The organism is Lachnoclostridium sp. Marseille-P6806 (assembly GCF_964238185.1).
Taxonomy (GTDB): domain Bacteria; phylum Bacillota; class Clostridia; order Lachnospirales; family Lachnospiraceae; genus Brotaphodocola.
The window spans coordinates 1-15,245 of the sequence record NZ_CAXSLG010000007.1 but is presented as its reverse complement, the minus strand read 5'-3'; the positions used below and the strand labels follow the sequence as shown (position 1 = coordinate 15,245).

At 45.0% G+C, this 15,245-nt stretch carries 14 protein-coding genes and 1 tRNA gene; 11 read left to right on the top strand and 4 right to left on the bottom strand.

Annotation, left to right across the window (positions count from 1 at the left end):
* Nucleotides 1-5 precede the first annotated feature (5 nt).
* The 4 genes from ACESON_RS10005 to rpmH all read right to left on the bottom strand — a co-directional run bounded on the left by ACESON_RS10005 (nt 6) and on the right by rpmH (nt 2,132).
* Nucleotides 6-1,313 carry a YidC/Oxa1 family membrane protein insertase gene (locus tag ACESON_RS10005; protein ID WP_373109629.1) on the bottom strand — a complete coding sequence of 436 codons (1,308 nt, stop codon included), beginning with the start codon at nt 1,311-1,313 and terminating at the stop codon, nt 6-8.
* A gap of 19 nt (nt 1,314-1,332) precedes the next feature.
* Nucleotides 1,333-1,548 carry a membrane protein insertion efficiency factor YidD gene (gene yidD / locus ACESON_RS10000; protein ID WP_177958125.1) on the bottom strand — a complete coding sequence of 72 codons (216 nt, stop codon included), beginning with the start codon at nt 1,546-1,548 and terminating at the stop codon, nt 1,333-1,335.
* Nucleotides 1,541-1,897: a ribonuclease P protein component gene (gene rnpA / locus ACESON_RS09995; RefSeq protein WP_177958124.1), complete on the bottom strand. Its 357-nt coding sequence runs from the start codon at nt 1,895-1,897 to the stop codon at nt 1,541-1,543. The genes yidD and rnpA overlap by 8 nt, the downstream gene beginning before the upstream one ends.
* 100 nt (nt 1,898-1,997) lie before the next feature.
* Complete coding sequence (gene rpmH, locus ACESON_RS09990) at nt 1,998-2,132, bottom strand: 50S ribosomal protein L34 (protein WP_118532075.1); 135 nt, start codon at nt 2,130-2,132, stop codon at nt 1,998-2,000.
* A 504-nt stretch (nt 2,133-2,636) separates the two neighbouring features.
* Here rpmH and ACESON_RS09985 point away from each other — a divergent pair.
* From ACESON_RS09985 to ACESON_RS09935, 11 genes are all read left to right on the top strand, one after another.
* Nucleotides 2,637-3,287, top strand: coding sequence for an ECF transporter S component (locus ACESON_RS09985; protein WP_373109626.1), 651 nt, complete (start codon nt 2,637-2,639; stop codon nt 3,285-3,287).
* Nucleotides 3,288-3,341: 54 nt separating this feature from the next.
* On the top strand, nt 3,342-4,346 hold the full coding sequence (locus ACESON_RS09980) for a P1 family peptidase (protein WP_373109624.1): 1,005 nt from the start codon (nt 3,342-3,344) through the stop codon (nt 4,344-4,346).
* Between the two features lie 204 nt (nt 4,347-4,550).
* Nucleotides 4,551-5,930: a chromosomal replication initiator protein DnaA gene (gene dnaA, locus ACESON_RS09975; RefSeq protein WP_177958122.1), complete on the top strand. Its 1,380-nt coding sequence runs from the start codon at nt 4,551-4,553 to the stop codon at nt 5,928-5,930.
* A 299-nt stretch (nt 5,931-6,229) separates the two neighbouring features.
* A complete protein-coding gene (gene dnaN, locus ACESON_RS09970; protein WP_177958121.1) occupies nt 6,230-7,345 on the top strand; it encodes a DNA polymerase III subunit beta in 1,116 nt (371 codons plus the stop codon).
* Nucleotides 7,346-7,360: 15 nt separating this feature from the next.
* Nucleotides 7,361-7,570 carry an RNA-binding S4 domain-containing protein gene (locus ACESON_RS09965; protein WP_177989789.1) on the top strand — a complete coding sequence of 70 codons (210 nt, stop codon included), beginning with the start codon at nt 7,361-7,363 and terminating at the stop codon, nt 7,568-7,570.
* The gene (recF, locus tag ACESON_RS09960; RefSeq protein WP_373109620.1) at nt 7,567-8,652 is read left to right on the top strand and encodes a DNA replication/repair protein RecF; all 1,086 of its coding nucleotides are present in this window, start codon (nt 7,567-7,569) and stop codon (nt 8,650-8,652) included. The genes ACESON_RS09965 and recF overlap by 4 nt, the downstream gene beginning before the upstream one ends.
* 122 nt (nt 8,653-8,774) lie before the next feature.
* Entirely contained in the window at nt 8,775-10,688 is a 1,914-nt protein-coding gene (gene gyrB, locus ACESON_RS09955) for a DNA topoisomerase (ATP-hydrolyzing) subunit B (RefSeq protein WP_373109617.1), read from the top strand.
* Between the two features lie 16 nt (nt 10,689-10,704).
* On the top strand, nt 10,705-13,230 hold the full coding sequence (gyrA, locus tag ACESON_RS09950) for a DNA gyrase subunit A (RefSeq protein ID WP_177958117.1): 2,526 nt from the start codon (nt 10,705-10,707) through the stop codon (nt 13,228-13,230).
* A gap of 145 nt (nt 13,231-13,375) precedes the next feature.
* The gene (locus tag ACESON_RS09945) at nt 13,376-14,221 is read left to right on the top strand and encodes a fumarate hydratase (RefSeq protein WP_373109614.1); all 846 of its coding nucleotides are present in this window, start codon (nt 13,376-13,378) and stop codon (nt 14,219-14,221) included.
* A gap of 27 nt (nt 14,222-14,248) precedes the next feature.
* Nucleotides 14,249-14,797 (top strand): Fe-S-containing hydro-lyase, encoded by a 549-nt coding sequence (locus tag ACESON_RS09940; protein ID WP_177958115.1) that lies wholly within the window; start codon nt 14,249-14,251, stop codon nt 14,795-14,797.
* Between the two features lie 178 nt (nt 14,798-14,975).
* A tRNA-Ser gene (locus tag ACESON_RS09935) sits at nt 14,976-15,063 on the top strand.
* Nucleotides 15,064-15,245 lie beyond the last annotated feature (182 nt).

Genomic DNA, 15,245 nt, shown 5'->3' with positions numbered 1-15,245 from the left:
CTTATTTATTTGTTGTGCTTTTCGTTGTACCTGGCAACCATGTTTGCCTTGGAAGCAATACTGCCGGGCTTTGCGTCATTGTTGTAATAAGCGTTGGAAGCCTCAACCTGTTCTTTCGTCTTCTCCAGCTTCTCTGCGCGAAGGGCTTCCTCTTTTTCAGCTGCAGCCTGCATGCTCTTTAAGCTGGCAGTTGCATTCTGATTGATTTTCTGAGGCGGAAGACCCTTTTTCGCACGTTTCTTATTGGCTTTCTCAACGTTCTTGCGAATCATCTCGTCAATATCCACTCTGTTCAGATAAGCATTTACAATTACCTGCTGAATAATCATAAACACGCTGCTGGCTACCCAGTAGATACCGATTGCTGCCGGGAAAGTAAAGCAGAACCATACAGACATCAGAGGCATAATAACGTTCATCTGCTTCATCATCTGAGTTCCCATGCTGTTATCATCCTGCTTGGGCTGAGACTGAGCAGACATCATCAGCTTGGAGCTTAACCACTGAGTCAGGCCTGCCAGAATCGGAATCAGCCATGCAATACTCGGCACCCAGGAACCATTGAAGGGATTGGTTGCCAGATTGATTCCGAAGAAGGAGTTCATTCCTTCGATGACTGCAGAATTTGCTGCAATTACATTTGCTGCATCCGGAAATGCATTTCCCAGCTCGGTCCACTGAGCCGGATTTAATTTGTAGAGAATATCTACCATCTTGTTGGCCAGAGCTTCGCCGGTAACGCCGGTCAGATCGCCAATGGTTGTCATTCCAGTAAGCGGAATATTGTTATCCGTAGCAAACTGAACCAGCTTGGCTGCAGCGCCTTCCTGAAGAGCACCTGCATTGGCAGCGCCGGTAATTGCATATACTACCTGCAGGAAATATTCCTTAACCTGTCCCACATAGGCGGGAATTGTGTAAATTACCCGATACAGAGCCAGCATAATGGGAAGCTGAATCACCAGCTGCAGACAGCCGCCGGTCATGGATGTACCGTACTTTTCATAAACGGCCTTTGTCTCCACATTCATTCTCATCATGGAGTCATTGTCTGTTTTTCCCTTATACTTGTTCTGAATTGCCATCAGCTCTGGCTGCATTACCGTCATCATCTTTGATGATTTCTGCTGCTTGATGGTCATGGGGAACATGAGAATTTTCACTACCAGAGTAAACAGAATAATGGACAGACCGATATTCAGAACACCGAAGGAGCTGGTAAACCGAAACAGCGCGTCCATAATCCATCCCAATACCTGGGAAATGGGGCCCATAAACATGCCCTCAACCTTTGTCAAAACTAAATAATCCAATGTGCTACCTCCTCATACGTTACGGAACCGGGTCATAACCGCCTTCTGCCCATGGGTGGCACCTGAGTATCCTCCGCACAGACAACCATAGTCCTTTCACCACGCCGTACTTTTCCAGTGCCTCAATGGCGTATTGAGAACACGTAGGCGTGTAAATACAGTGAGTCCATACTTTCATCGGAGACAGAAAAATCTGATATCCCCGAATCATAAGGATCATAATTTTTTTAATCATTTTTCTCACTTCGATTCTCTAAAATGTTATGAAGCCCGCAGAGGTGCAGAAATGCACGCTCTATAGTTTTGTAATCCGATTCTTTTGCAGCGGCGCGAACCACTACAACGATGTCTAATCCAGTCTCTAACATGTTTTTGTGTAACCGGAAACTTTCCCGAACCAGACGGGTCAGCCGATGGCGGACAATGCTGTTTCCTACTTTTTTGCTGGCGGATATGCCAATACGTGTATCCTGGCTCTCAGCCCGCATTACATACATAACCAGCTGTCTGTTGGCATGGGAGTTTCCTGTTCGATATACTTTTTGAAAATCAGAATTTTTTTTGATACTTGGAAATCTTTTCATAGTCTTTTACCAAAGGCTTAATGAATACTCATGCACTGAAAATCTTTTTCCAGTGCATATGTGAAAAAAAAGGCCACAATTTCTTGTGACCTTAGATTCATTAAGCGGATAATTTTGCTCTGCCTTTTGCTCTTCTTGCAGCTAATACTTTTCTTCCACCCGGAGTACTCATTCTAGCTCTGAAACCATGAACCTTAGACCGCTGTCTGTTCTTTGGCTGGAAAGTCATTTTCATGGCGCACACCTCCTCTAATATTAATCGCTTATCTGTCAAACATATTACGACTATTATAATCAAACATCTTCTCAATTATATAGAAAACATACGGCTTCGTCAAGGGTTTTTATGAAAAACTGGCGTGTTTTCCTTAGAAAAACCGTATTTACCTCCCTATTTGTTTGTGCTATAATAGGGTCGAACGTTATTCTTAGGAAAATGTATCAGGACAAAAGGGCTCGCAGACCCCTGTACTCTGCGGATTATTTTTTCTATTTAAACCTATAAAAAGCGGGAAAATCTTATGTGCGGACCCTATGAGGCTGCAACCTGACTTTTGTTTTCCAGCTTCCATATCCATGTGCAGCGATATCTCTGCGCCTTTTTCCATTCCTAAATTTCGTTCATTTTTATTTCCATATGAAAGGCAGATCTTTTTAATTCAAAAGAAAACTGTCGCTTATTACCTGAAAAACAGGCATGCTTCCTGCCGTTTTATCAGAAAGAAAAAGGAGAACAAAGATGAATGCAAGACTTTCAACACCAATGAATTCCCGTATCCCCTCACAGAACCTGGCTCACCAGGCAAAGACGAAGCGTATGGTTCAGCTTGCGCTGATGATATCCATTATCTTTGTCATGGCCTTCTCGCCTCTTGGCTATCTTCGAACTCCGGGACTGACCATTACGTTTCTTACCGTTCCTGTGGCTGTAGGCGCTGTCCTTATGGGGCCTCTGGCCGGAGCCGTCTGCGGTCTGGCATTCGGTATTACCAGCCTGATCACAGCTATGACCGGCGGCAGTCCGTTCAGCTCCATGCTGCTTTCCATCAATCCGCTCGCTCTGGCATTTACCTGCATGGTTCCCCGTGTTCTGGAGGGATGGCTCTGCGGGCTGATCTTTGCAGCTCTCAGACCGCGATTTAAAAATGCTTCTTATTTTATTGCCTGTCTGGCCTGCCCGCTTTTAAACACTGTACTTTTTATGAGCTCTCTGATCCTTTTCTTCTACAATACTGATTATGTTCAGGGACTTGCTGCATCTCTCGGCGCATCCAATCCGCTGATTTTCGTTATTTTGTTTGTTGGAATCCAGGGCGCCATTGAAGCTGCGGCGTGCACGGTTCTCGGCAGCGCAGTCAGCAGGACTCTGGCAGCGGCATTGAAGCGATAAATAACTGTGATAAATTTGAAGGAATAGAATTCAAACAACAGGAGGAACTTATTTATGAAACCATCATCCTTTGTAAGGGAAATTCCCATTACGGACGTCCCCGGTCTTCGCATCGGCCATGCAGAGAATGAAGAAGCAAAAACCGGCGTTACGGTTCTGATATTCGATCAGGGCGCAGCTGCCGGCGTAGATATCAGCGGAGGCGGACCTGCCTCACGGGAAACGCCCCTGACCTCTCCTGTCACCGCGGATAATCCCTTGAATGCCATCGTTCTTTCCGGAGGCTCTGCCTTTGGTCTGGCTGCAAGCGACGGGGTTATGCGCTACCTGGAAGAACACGGTATGGGCTATCCCACAGGCTTTGCCAATGTTCCTCTGGTCTGCCAGTCCTGTATTTACGATCTGGGAATGGGCCGGGCCGATATCCGCCCCGATGCAGCCATGGGCTACGAGGCCTGTGTTCAGGCAGAAGACTGGATCAAAAATGTCTCCTCTCTGCAGGAAACCTTTTCCTGCGCAGCTGACTTTAACAAAAGCCTCTGCGGCAGCATCGGAGCAGGCTGCGGAGCCTCTGTCGGAAAAATCTGCGGCATGGAGCGTTCCATGAAATCAGGGATCGGCCTCTGCGCCGTATCTGTTGGCAGCTTAAAAATGGCTGCTGTTGTAGTGTTAAACGCCCTGGGTGATATTTTCAATCCGGAAACCGGGCAAAAAATTGCAGGTCTTTTGGATCCGGAAAGAAAACATTTCAGCGATACCTGCGAGGAACTGTACCGCTTCAGCCAGCAGACGGATCTCTTTACTGGAGAAACAGAGCTTACCTCATCCAATACCACCATCGGAGCAATCATTACCAATGGAAAATTCTCAAAAGCCCAGTTAAGCAAAATCGCATCCATGACACGGTGCGCCTATGCCCGATGCATTAACCCGGTTGCAACCATGGCGGACGGAGATTCCATTTATGCAGTTTCCACCGGAGACGTTCCGGCAGATATCAACATGGCCGGCACACTGGCTGCCCAAATTATGGCAGAAGCTATCCAGAGAGCCTGTTGATATTGTAGATAACTTATCCACAGTTTGTGGATAACCATGTTGATAATTTCACCAAAACGGCCATATTTTTTCGTTTTTCGTTGAAAAAATGGCCGTTTTGTTATACAATGGTTTTAGATTGGGTTTATTTGCGTATCCACAAATTTCTGCGGAATATCCACAATAACTGTGAATACCACCTGAAAAAGATTAGGAGACAAAGGTATGTTAGAAACACTAAAAGAAAAATGGGACGAAATTTTACTCTATTTAAAAAACGAATATGAGATATCCAACGTTTCTTTTCAGACCTGGCTGCTTCCGCTTGAGATCTATTCTCTTAAGCAGCCAGGGAATATTATTCAGATCATCGTTCCCGACGCCAATTTTCTTGGCTATATTAAGAAAAAATACAGCGTCATGCTGAAGGTATCTATTGAAGAAGTAACAGGCATCCGCTGTGACAACGTGGAATTTATTGTTGAGGACGAAATTATCAGAGACAGCGTTTCCGATAATCAGCTGATCAATGCTACGCCAAACGCGGTCAGCCCCGTTACCCTGCAAAATGCCAACTTAAATCCCAAATATACCTTTGATTCCTTTGTAGTCGGCGCCAACAACAACCTGGCCCATGCAGCTTCCCTGGCTGTTGCGGAATCTCCCGGTGAAATTTACAATCCGCTGTTTATCTACGGCGGCGTAGGTTTGGGAAAAACTCACCTGATGCAGTCCATTGCCAATTTTATTCTGAAAAACAATCCGAAAGCCAAGATTTTATATGTTACTTCGGAGAAATTTACCAATGAGCTGATCGATGCAATTCGAAATAAAAACAACATTTCCACCACAGAATTCCGGGAAAAGTACAGAAATAATGATGTACTTTTGATCGATGATATTCAGTTTATTATTGGTAAGGAAAGTACTCAGGAAGAATTTTTCCATACTTTTAACGCCCTCCACGAAGCGAAAAAACAGATTATTATTTCCTCTGATAAACCGCCCAAGGAGATTGAAACTCTGGAAGAGCGGCTTCGTTCCCGCTTCGAATGGGGTCTTACTGTGGATATCCAGTCCCCGGACTATGAAACCCGTATGGCAATTCTCCGTAAAAAGGAGGAAATGGAAGGATATAATATTGATAACGAGGTCATCAAATATATTGCTACCAATATTAAGTCCAATATTCGTGAGCTGGAGGGAGCCCTTACGAAAATCGTGGCTCTGTCCAAACTGGAAAAAAACCGGGAAATCAATATTGCACTGGCAGAAAAGGCCTTAAAGGATATTATTGCCCCTGGTGACAAGAAGGAGGTTACTCCGGAATTTATTATCGAAGTAGTTGCCGATCACTTTAACCTGACTCCGCTGGATATTATTTCCCAGCGTCGGAACAAGGAAATTGTATATCCGCGCCAGATTGCCATGTATCTCTGCCGGAATATGACGGATACAGGACTTCAGAACATCGGAAAATCCTTAGGCGGCCGGGATCACACTACAATTCTTCATGGAATTGATAAAATTGCAGCTGATCTGGAAGGCAATCCGACCCTGCAAAACACAATAGATATACTAAAAAAGAAGATTAATCCACAATAATTAGTAGTTATGCACATTTTTCTGTGGATAACCAGGGTATAAGCTGTGGATACCCTGTGGAACAGATCGATCACGTTTTTTATGTAAACCTCGCTGGAAATCAGCTCTGTGGATAATCCACCAGAATTACCCAGACTTCCCAAGAGTTATCAACATACTTATAAACGGACCTGAAGCCTTGATCTTCAAGGGAAAAACGGTTTTTACACATACCCACAGCCCCTACTACGATTACGACGAAATTTAATTATATATTGCTTTATAAAGCACCACCAACAGACAGAAAGGAAGTTATCAACATGAAGCTCCAGTTTCAGAAAAGCGCATTATTAAACGGTATCAGCATTGTATCCAAAGCGATCCCCGCTAAGACCACCATGTCGATCCTGGAATGTATTCTGATCGATGCAGATGCAGACCAGATCAAGCTGACAGGCAATGATATGGAACTTGGCATTGAAACAAAAGTAGAGGGATCCATTCTGGAACGGGGTAAAATTGCTCTTGATGCAAAACTGTTTTATGAAATTATCCGCAAACTGCCGGATGGAGAAGCTCCGGTAATCATTACTTCTGATAACAAGTTTAATACTACCATTCAGTGTGAAAGTGCCCTGTTTAATATTCTTGGAAGAGATGGGGAGGAATTTTCCTATCTGCCTTATATTGAACGGGATCAGTATATTACTCTGTCCCAGTTTACCTTAAAAGAAGCAATCAGACAGACCATCTTTTCTATTTCACCAAATGACAGCAACAAAATGATGGCTGGTGAGCTCTTAGAGGTAAAGGAAAATATTTTAAAAGTGGTTTCTTTAGACGGACACCGAATTTCTATCCGCAACATTGCTTTGAAGGAAAGCTATGAAAGCCACAAGGTGATCGTTCCGGGAAAAACCTTGTCTGAGATCAGTAAAATTTTAGGTGGAGATAATGAAAAAGAGGTTCAGATCTTTTTCAGCAAAAATCATATCCTATTTGAGTTTGACGACACTATGGTGGTATCCCGGCTGATCGATGGAGAATACTTCAAGATCGATCACATGCTTTCCAGTGATTATGAAACACGGGTTAAAGTAAATAAGCGGGAATTTATGGACAGCATTGATCGATCCATGATTCTGATCCGGGACAGCGACAGAAAACCGATCATTTTGAATGTAGAGGACAGCAATGTAAACCTGAAGGTAAGATCCACCATCGGTTCCATGAATGCTGATGTGTCTGCCTATAAAGCAGGAAAAGATATTATGATTGCATTTAACCCCAAATTCCTTCTGGATGCCCTTCGGGTGATCGATGACGAGGAAGTGGAGCTGTATATGATGAATCCTAAATCCCCCTGCTTTATTAAGGACGAGGAGGGAACCTATATTTATCTGATCCTTCCGGTAAACTTTATTAATGAAGGTTGAAAACAGGAGTGAAAAATGGAAATTATTAAGTTAAGAGATGAATACATTAAGCTTGGACAGGCACTGAAGGCAGCCGGACTGGTAGAGTCCGGCGTAGATGCCAAGTATGCTATTGAAGAGGGACTGGTAAAGGTCAACGGCCAGGTGGAATATCAGCGGGGCAAAAAGCTCCGTGACGGAGATGAAGTACTCTTTCAGGGAGAGACGATCCGGATAACATTATGATCATTGAGTCAATTGAACTGAAAAATTACCGGAATTACCGGGAATTACATATGGAATTCGATCCCGGAACCAATATTCTGTACGGAAATAATGCCCAGGGCAAAACAAATATTCTGGAAGCGGTGTATGTATGCTGTACCACCAAGTCTCACAGGGGCAGTAAAGATCGGGAGCTGATTCATTTTCACGAGGATGAATCCCATATTAAACTGAATATCCGAAAAAATGACGTACCATATCGAATCGATATGCATCTGAAGAAAAACAAGGCCAAGGGAATCGCTATTAATGGGGTTCCCATACGAAAGGCCAGTGAGCTTTTTGGAATTGTCAATGTGGTATTTTTTTCACCGGAGGACTTAAATTTGATAAAAAATGGTCCTGCGGAGCGAAGGCGGTTCATCGATCTTGAGTTATGTCAACTAAACAAGCTGTATGTTCATTCACTGACCTCCTATAACCGGGTTTTGATGCAGAGAAACCGGCTGTTAAAGGAGCTGATGTTTCATCCAGAATACGAGGAAACCCTGGATGTATGGGATTTACAGCTGGTTCAGTATGGGAAAGAGGTGATCCGGCTTCGGGAGGAGTTTATCGATCAGCTGAATGATATGATCAATGGAATTCACAGGAATCTTTCCGGAGGAAAGGAAAATCTCAGAATTGTTTATGATCCCAATGCTTCTGCCGATCAGCTGGAGGCAGAACTGAAAAAATGCCGTGCTCAGGACAGGAAGCAGAAAACAACGCTGACTGGGCCGCACAGGGATGATATTGGATTTTTTCTGGATGAAATTGATATCCGGAGATTCGGCTCTCAGGGGCAGCAGAGAACAGCGGCCCTTTCCCTGAAGCTGGCAGAGATCGAACTGGTGAAAAAGCTGGTGCGGGATTATCCCATCCTGCTTTTGGACGATGTATTGTCCGAGCTGGACGGACACCGGCAAAATCAGCTTTTATCGGCAATTCATCATATTCAGACCATGATTACCTGTACGGGAGTGGAGGACTTTGTCAGTAACCGTTTCCGGATTGACAGATTGTTTCAGGTGGTAGATGGAACTGTGACAAGAGAAAATTAGAAATTCAACGTAACTATTCAGGGCGGCGGGAAATCTCCGATGCTTCTTGTTCGGCAAAGACGAACAAGAAGATGCCCCGCCATAAACAGTTACAGCTAAACATAAATCTAGGAGGAAACAATATGAGTGCAGAATACGGAGCAGACCAGATTCAGATTCTGGAGGGGCTTGAGGCAGTCCGGAAACGGCCTGGCATGTATATTGGCAGCACTTCTTCGACAGGTCTTCATCACCTGGTATACGAGATTGTAGACAATGCGGTAGATGAGGCTTTGGCCGGATATTGCCAGAATATTCAGGTAACCATTAACCAGGATAATTCCATCACTGTTATGGATGATGGTCGTGGAATTCCGGTAGGGGTTCAGAAGAAGGCTGGAATTCCGGCAGTTGAGGTCGTCTTTACGATTCTGCATGCTGGCGGAAAATTCGGCGGTGGGGGATATAAGGTATCCGGCGGCCTGCATGGCGTAGGCGCGTCTGTGGTAAATGCTCTGTCCACCTGGTTAGAGGTACGTGTTTATCAGGACGGTAAGATCTACCAGCAGCGCTATGAGCGGGGCAAGGTTATGTATCCGCTGAAGGTTGTGGGAACCTGCCCGGCCGATCAGCACGGAACAGAGGTTCATTTCCTGCCGGATCCGGAGATTTTTGAAGAGACTGTTTATGATTTTGAAATTTTAAGAATCCGTCTTCAGGAAACAGCTTTTCTGACCAAGGGACTGCGGATTTTGCTGAAGGATGATCGGGAGGAAAAACGGGAAAAGGTATTCCATTATGAAGGCGGAATTCAGGAATTTGTTACTTACTTAAACAAGGGTAAGGTGCCCCTTTACAGCGATGTGATTTACTGTGAAGGAACGAAGGACGGAGTGTTCGTAGAGGTTGCCATGCAGCACAATGATTCCTATACGGAAAGTATTTACAGCTTTGTAAACAACGTAAATACTCCAGAGGGAGGAACCCATCTGGCTGGTCTGAAAAATGCTTTGACAAAAACGATCAACGATTATGCCCGCAAAAATAAGCTTTTAAAGGACAGCGAACCGAATCTAAGCGGAGAGGATATCCGGGAAGGTCTTACCTGTATTATCAGTGTCAAGATCGAGGATCCTCAGTTTGAGGGACAGACCAAGCAGAAGCTGGGTACCAGTGAGGCAAGAGGAGCTGTTGACGGAGTGGTAAGCGAGCAGCTGACCTATTTCCTGGAGCAGAATCCTACTGCAGCAAAAACCATCTGCGAGAAATCTGTTCTTGCCCAGAGAGCAAGAGCCGCAGCAAGAAAGGCCCGGGATCTGACAAGAAGGAAGACGGCTCTGGAAGGAATGGCGCTGCCTGGAAAGCTGGCAGACTGTTCCAACAAGGAGCCGGAAAAGTGTGAGATCTTTATCGTAGAGGGAGATTCTGCAGGCGGTTCTGCAAAGACTGCCCGTTCCAGGGATACTCAGGCGATCCTTCCTCTTCGTGGAAAGATTCTCAACGTAGAGAAGGCAAGGCTGGATAAAATTTATGCCAATGCTGAGATCAAGGCTATGATCACGGCTTTTGGAACTGGAATTCATGAGGATTTTGATATTTCCAAGCTCCGCTACCATAAGATTATTATTATGACAGATGCGGATGTAGATGGTGCTCATATCAGTACGCTGATGCTGACCTTCTTATACCGGTTTATGCCGGAGCTGATCCGCCAGGGACACGTTTATCTGGCGCAGCCGCCTTTATATAAGCTGGAGAAAAATAAAAAAATCTGGTATGCATACAGTGATGAGGAGCTGAATCAGATTCTGAAAGAGGTAGGCCGCGACAACAATAATAAAATTCAGCGGTACAAGGGTCTGGGTGAAATGGATGCAGAGCAGCTTTGGGAGACGACCATGGATCCGGAGCGTCGGATTCTGCTTCGCGTAAATATGAATGATGATGTGGCATCAGAGTTGGATCTGACCTTTACAACCCTGATGGGGGATCAGGTAGAGCCGCGGCGTGAATTTATTGAGGCCAACGCAAAATACGTACAGAATCTGGACATCTGATTGTAAGGAGAAAATTATGGAACCAAATATTTTTGATAAAGTTCACGATATTGATTTGAAGTCAACCATGGAAAAATCATATATCGATTATGCCATGAGCGTAATTGCCGCCCGGGCACTTCCTGATGTGCGCGATGGTTTAAAGCCTGTTCAGAGACGAGTGCTGTTTTCTATGATCGAGCTGAACAACGGGCCGGATAAGCCTCACCGGAAGTGCGCTCGTATTGTGGGCGATACCATGGGTAAATACCATCCCCATGGAGACAGCTCTATTTACGGAGCCCTGGTCAATATGGCTCAGGAATGGTCTACCCGGTATCCGCTGGTAGACGGCCATGGAAACTTCGGTTCTGTAGACGGAGACGGCGCTGCAGCCATGCGTTATACAGAGGCAAGACTGAGTAAGATTTCCATGGAAATGCTTGCAGACATTAACAAGGATACCGTAGATTTTGCTCCAAACTTTGATGAGACAGAGAAGGAGCCTACCGTTCTTCCTTCCCGTTTCCCAAACCTTCTGGTAAATGGAACTACCGGAATTGCTGTTGGTATGGCCACAAATATTCCGCCTCACAATCTGCGTGAGGTTATCAGCGCTGTGGTAAAGATCATTGATAACCGGATTGAGGAAGACCGTGAAACTACAATGGAGGAGATTCTTGACATTGTAAAGGGGCCGGATTTCCCCACAGGAGCAACAATTCTTGGAAAGGCGGGCATTGATGAGGCATACAGAACCGGTCGCGGAAAAATCCGTGTGCGGGCTGTGTCTGATATTGAGACTCTTCCCAACGGAAAGAGCAGAATCATTGTGACAGAGCTTCCTTATCTGGTAAACAAGGCGCGCCTGATCGAAAAAATAGCAGATCTGGTAAAGGAGAAGCGGGTAGACGGAATTACCGATCTGAGAGATGAATCAGATCGCCAGGGTATGCGGATTGTAATTGAGCTGCGCCGCGATGTAAATGCCAATGTGGTTCTGAACCAGCTGTTAAAGCATACGCAGCTTCAGGATACCTTTGGCGTGATTATGCTGGCTCTTGTAAATAATGAGCCGAAGATCCTCAATCTTCTGGATATGCTGAAATATTATCTGAAGCATCAGGAAGAGGTTGTTACAAGAAGAACCAGATATGATTTGAATAAGGCAGAGGAGCGGGCGCATATTTTGGAAGGCCTGCTGATCGCACTGGATCATATTGACGAGGTTATCCGGATTATCCGCGGATCTGCCAATGTGCAGTCTGCAAAGCTTCAGCTGACAGAACGGTTTGGTCTGAGCGATGCTCAGGCTCAGGCAATCGTAGATATGCGTCTGCGGGCTCTGACAGGTCTGGAACGGGAGAAGCTGGAAAATGAATATCAGGAGCTGATGGAAAAGATCAGCGAGTTAAAGGCAATTCTGGCAGATGAGAAGAAGCTTCTGGGCGTGATTAAAGAAGAGATCACAGTGATTTCCGGAAAATACGGAGATGACAGAAAAACATCGATCGGATTTGACGAATTTGATATGTCCATGGAGGATCTGATTCCCAATGAAAATACCATTGTGGCAATGACAAAGCTGGGCTACATTAAGAGAATGAGCGTAGACAACTTTAAGAGCCAGAACCGGGGCGGCAAGGGAATTAAAGGAATGCAGACCATTGATGAGGATTACATTGAAGATCTGATCCTGACAAAGACCCATAATTATATCATGTTCTTTACTAACAAGGGACGGGTATACCGTCTGAAGGCTTATGCAATTCCGGAAGGAAGCCGCACAGCCAGAGGAACGGCAATTGTGAATCTGATTCAGCTGCAGCCGGGTGAGAAGATCACGGCTATTATTCCTATGAAGGAATATCAGGAGTCAGATTATCTGTTTATGGCAACTAAGGACGGAATGGTGAAGAAAACACCACTAAGGGAATATGGAAATGTCCGCAAAAACGGACTTCAGGCTATTGTGCTGCGTGAAAATGATGAACTGATCGAGGTAAAGGTAACAGACGATACCAAGGATATTTTCCTGGTAACGCAAAAGGGGCAGTGTATCCGTTTCCATGAAACCGACGTTCGCGTAACCGGCCGCGTATCGATGGGCGTGATCGGTATGAAGCTGAACGAAGACGATCAGGTTGTTGCGATGCAGATGCATACGCAGGGAGAAAGTCTTCTGGTTGTTTCTGCCTATGGAATGGGCAAGCGGACTCCGATTGAGGAGTTTACGGCTCAGAACAGGGGCGGAAAGGGCGTACTCTGCTATCGGATCACGGAAAAAACAGGAGATCTGATTGGTGCCAAGCTGGTTCATGATGATCATGATATTATGATGATTACAACAGAAGGCGTTGTGATCCGGATTTCCGTAGATGATATTTCCGTAATCGGAAGAAATACCTCTGGCGTAAAGCTTATGAACGTGGATCAGGATTCTGATATTCGCGTGGCCAGCATTGCCAAGGTAAGAGATGACGGAAAGAAATCAGAGGGAGACGGTATTGAGGAGCTGCATCTGGAGGAAGAGCCGGAGGAAAACAGTATAGAAAACGAATAATCAATTTTGATATACGGCTGACCTTCTGAGACGGCCAGGCACGCATCAAAACAGCCCGGTTTTGCCGGGCTGTTTCTGGTAGAAGCAGATTTGCAGACAGGAATAAAAAAAGAAATCATAAAGGGGAATTTCGGAGGGAAAATATATGTTAAGAACCATTGATACAGGTGTAATTTCCAAAGCCATTGAGGAAATGTGCATAGAAGCCAATCATTTTTTGTCAGAAGATATGAAGGAGTGCCTGGGATGTGCGGCAGAGAATGAGAAATCTCCCCTTGGCCGTCAGATTCTCAGCCAGCTCCAGGAAAATCTTCAGATTGCCGGAGATGAGATGATTCCTATTTGCCAGGATACCGGAATGGCTGTGGTTTTTGTAAAAGCAGGGCAGGATGTCCATTTTGAAGGCGGAAGTCTGACAGAAGCTATCAATGAGGGTGTGCGCAATGGCTATGTCAATGGATTTCTAAGAAAATCTGTAGTTAAAGATCCAATTTATCGGGAAAATACAAAGGACAATACTCCAGCTGTTATTCATTATGAAATTACAGAGGGGGATCAGGTTGAAATCACTCTGGCACCCAAAGGATTCGGGAGTGAAAATATGAGCCGTGTATTTATGCTGAAGCCGGCAGATGGAATTGAGGGGGTAAAGGAGGCTATTTTAACGGCTGTAAGAGATGCAGGCCCCAATGCCTGCCCGCCTATGGTGATCGGTGTGGGAATTGGAGGTACGTTTGAAAAATGTGCTCTTATGGCAAAACATGCCCTGACAAGAAATCTGAAGGAGGAGTCTCCGGTTCCTTATGTCCGAGAGCTGGAAAAGGAAATGCTGGAAAAAATCAATGGACTGGGAATTGGGCCAGGAGGTCTGGGCGGAACAGTAACAGCTTTTGCTGTAAATATTGAAACATATCCAACCCATATTGCAGGTCTTCCGGTTGCAGTAAATATTTGCTGTCATGTAAACAGACATGTGCACCGGGTGATTTAAGAAAGAGGGAAAGGAAGGTAGAAGCATATGAATCGAAGAATTAACGTACCAGTATCTCTGGAAGACAGAAAAAGCCTGAAAGCAGGAGATTATGTATATTTGACAGGAACTATCTATACCGCGCGTGATGCAGCACATAAAAGAATGCAGGATGCCATGGATGCAGGGGAACCTCTTCCTATTGAGTTAGAGGGAAATGTTATCTATTACATGGGACCGTCTCCGGCAAGGGAAGGGCGTCCCATTGGATCGGCAGGTCCGACAACAGCCAGCCGTATGGATAAGTATACCCCGGCTCTGCTGGATTTAGGCCTGGGGGCAATGATTGGTAAGGGAAAACGTACGAAAGCTGTACAAGAGGCAATTGTGCGCAACAGCTGCGTGTATTTTGCGGCAGTGGGGGGAGCCGGAGCACTGCTATCCCAGCGAATCAAGGCATCTCAGGTAGTGGCTTATGATGACTTAGGAACAGAGGCAATCAGAAAGCTGGAGGTAGAGGACTTTCCGGTTATCGTAGTGATTGACAGCCAGGGAAACAATCTTTATGAAACTGCTGTAAAGGAATACGCAGAATAAGGGAATGTCTGTATGAAAACAAAAGAAAGATAAGCTGAAAAGGGGCTTTGAAAAGCTGCTGAAAAAAACTGAAAAATTTTGATAAAATTATAGTTGACAAATAAAACATTATCCAGTATAATTGTCAATGCGTCTGAGACAGAAATGAATCAGACAACTCATATGGAATTATGAATTCGGAGAAATACTCAAGAGGCCGAAGAGGCGCCCCTGCTAAGGGTGTAGGTCGGGCAACCGGCGCGAGGGTTCAAATCCCTCTTTCTCCGCTCTCTATTCCAAATGATATTTTTAGTCAAAAAATGACTGAAAAAGAAAAATAAAAAAATTAAAAAAAGTTGTTGACAAACGCAAGCGACTGTGATAAGATAAATGAGTTGCTGCTGAGAACAAAAGCAACAACGAAATGAACCTTGAAAATGAAAGATTGAACAGTGTTTAAAACCCTGAA

Excerpts from the sequence above, each read along its gene's own strand:
- yidD (WP_177958125.1), bottom strand. The coding sequence starts at position 1,548 with ATGATTAAAAAAATTATGATCCTTATGATTCGGGGATATCAGATTTTT.
- rnpA (WP_177958124.1), bottom strand. The coding sequence starts at position 1,897 with ATGAAAAGATTTCCAAGTATCAAAAAAAATTCTGATTTTCAAAAAGTA.
- rpmH (WP_118532075.1), bottom strand. The coding sequence starts at position 2,132 with ATGAAAATGACTTTCCAGCCAAAGAACAGACAGCGGTCTAAGGTTCAT.
- ACESON_RS09985 (WP_373109626.1), top strand. The coding sequence starts at position 2,637 with ATGAATGCAAGACTTTCAACACCAATGAATTCCCGTATCCCCTCACAG.
- ACESON_RS09980 (WP_373109624.1), top strand. The coding sequence starts at position 3,342 with ATGAAACCATCATCCTTTGTAAGGGAAATTCCCATTACGGACGTCCCC.
- dnaA (WP_177958122.1), top strand. The coding sequence starts at position 4,551 with ATGTTAGAAACACTAAAAGAAAAATGGGACGAAATTTTACTCTATTTA.
- dnaN (WP_177958121.1), top strand. The coding sequence starts at position 6,230 with ATGAAGCTCCAGTTTCAGAAAAGCGCATTATTAAACGGTATCAGCATT.
- ACESON_RS09965 (WP_177989789.1), top strand. The coding sequence starts at position 7,361 with ATGGAAATTATTAAGTTAAGAGATGAATACATTAAGCTTGGACAGGCA.
- recF (WP_373109620.1), top strand. The coding sequence starts at position 7,567 with ATGATCATTGAGTCAATTGAACTGAAAAATTACCGGAATTACCGGGAA.
- gyrB (WP_373109617.1), top strand. The coding sequence starts at position 8,775 with ATGAGTGCAGAATACGGAGCAGACCAGATTCAGATTCTGGAGGGGCTT.
- gyrA (WP_177958117.1), top strand. The coding sequence starts at position 10,705 with ATGGAACCAAATATTTTTGATAAAGTTCACGATATTGATTTGAAGTCA.
- ACESON_RS09945 (WP_373109614.1), top strand. The coding sequence starts at position 13,376 with ATGTTAAGAACCATTGATACAGGTGTAATTTCCAAAGCCATTGAGGAA.
- ACESON_RS09940 (WP_177958115.1), top strand. The coding sequence starts at position 14,249 with ATGAATCGAAGAATTAACGTACCAGTATCTCTGGAAGACAGAAAAAGC.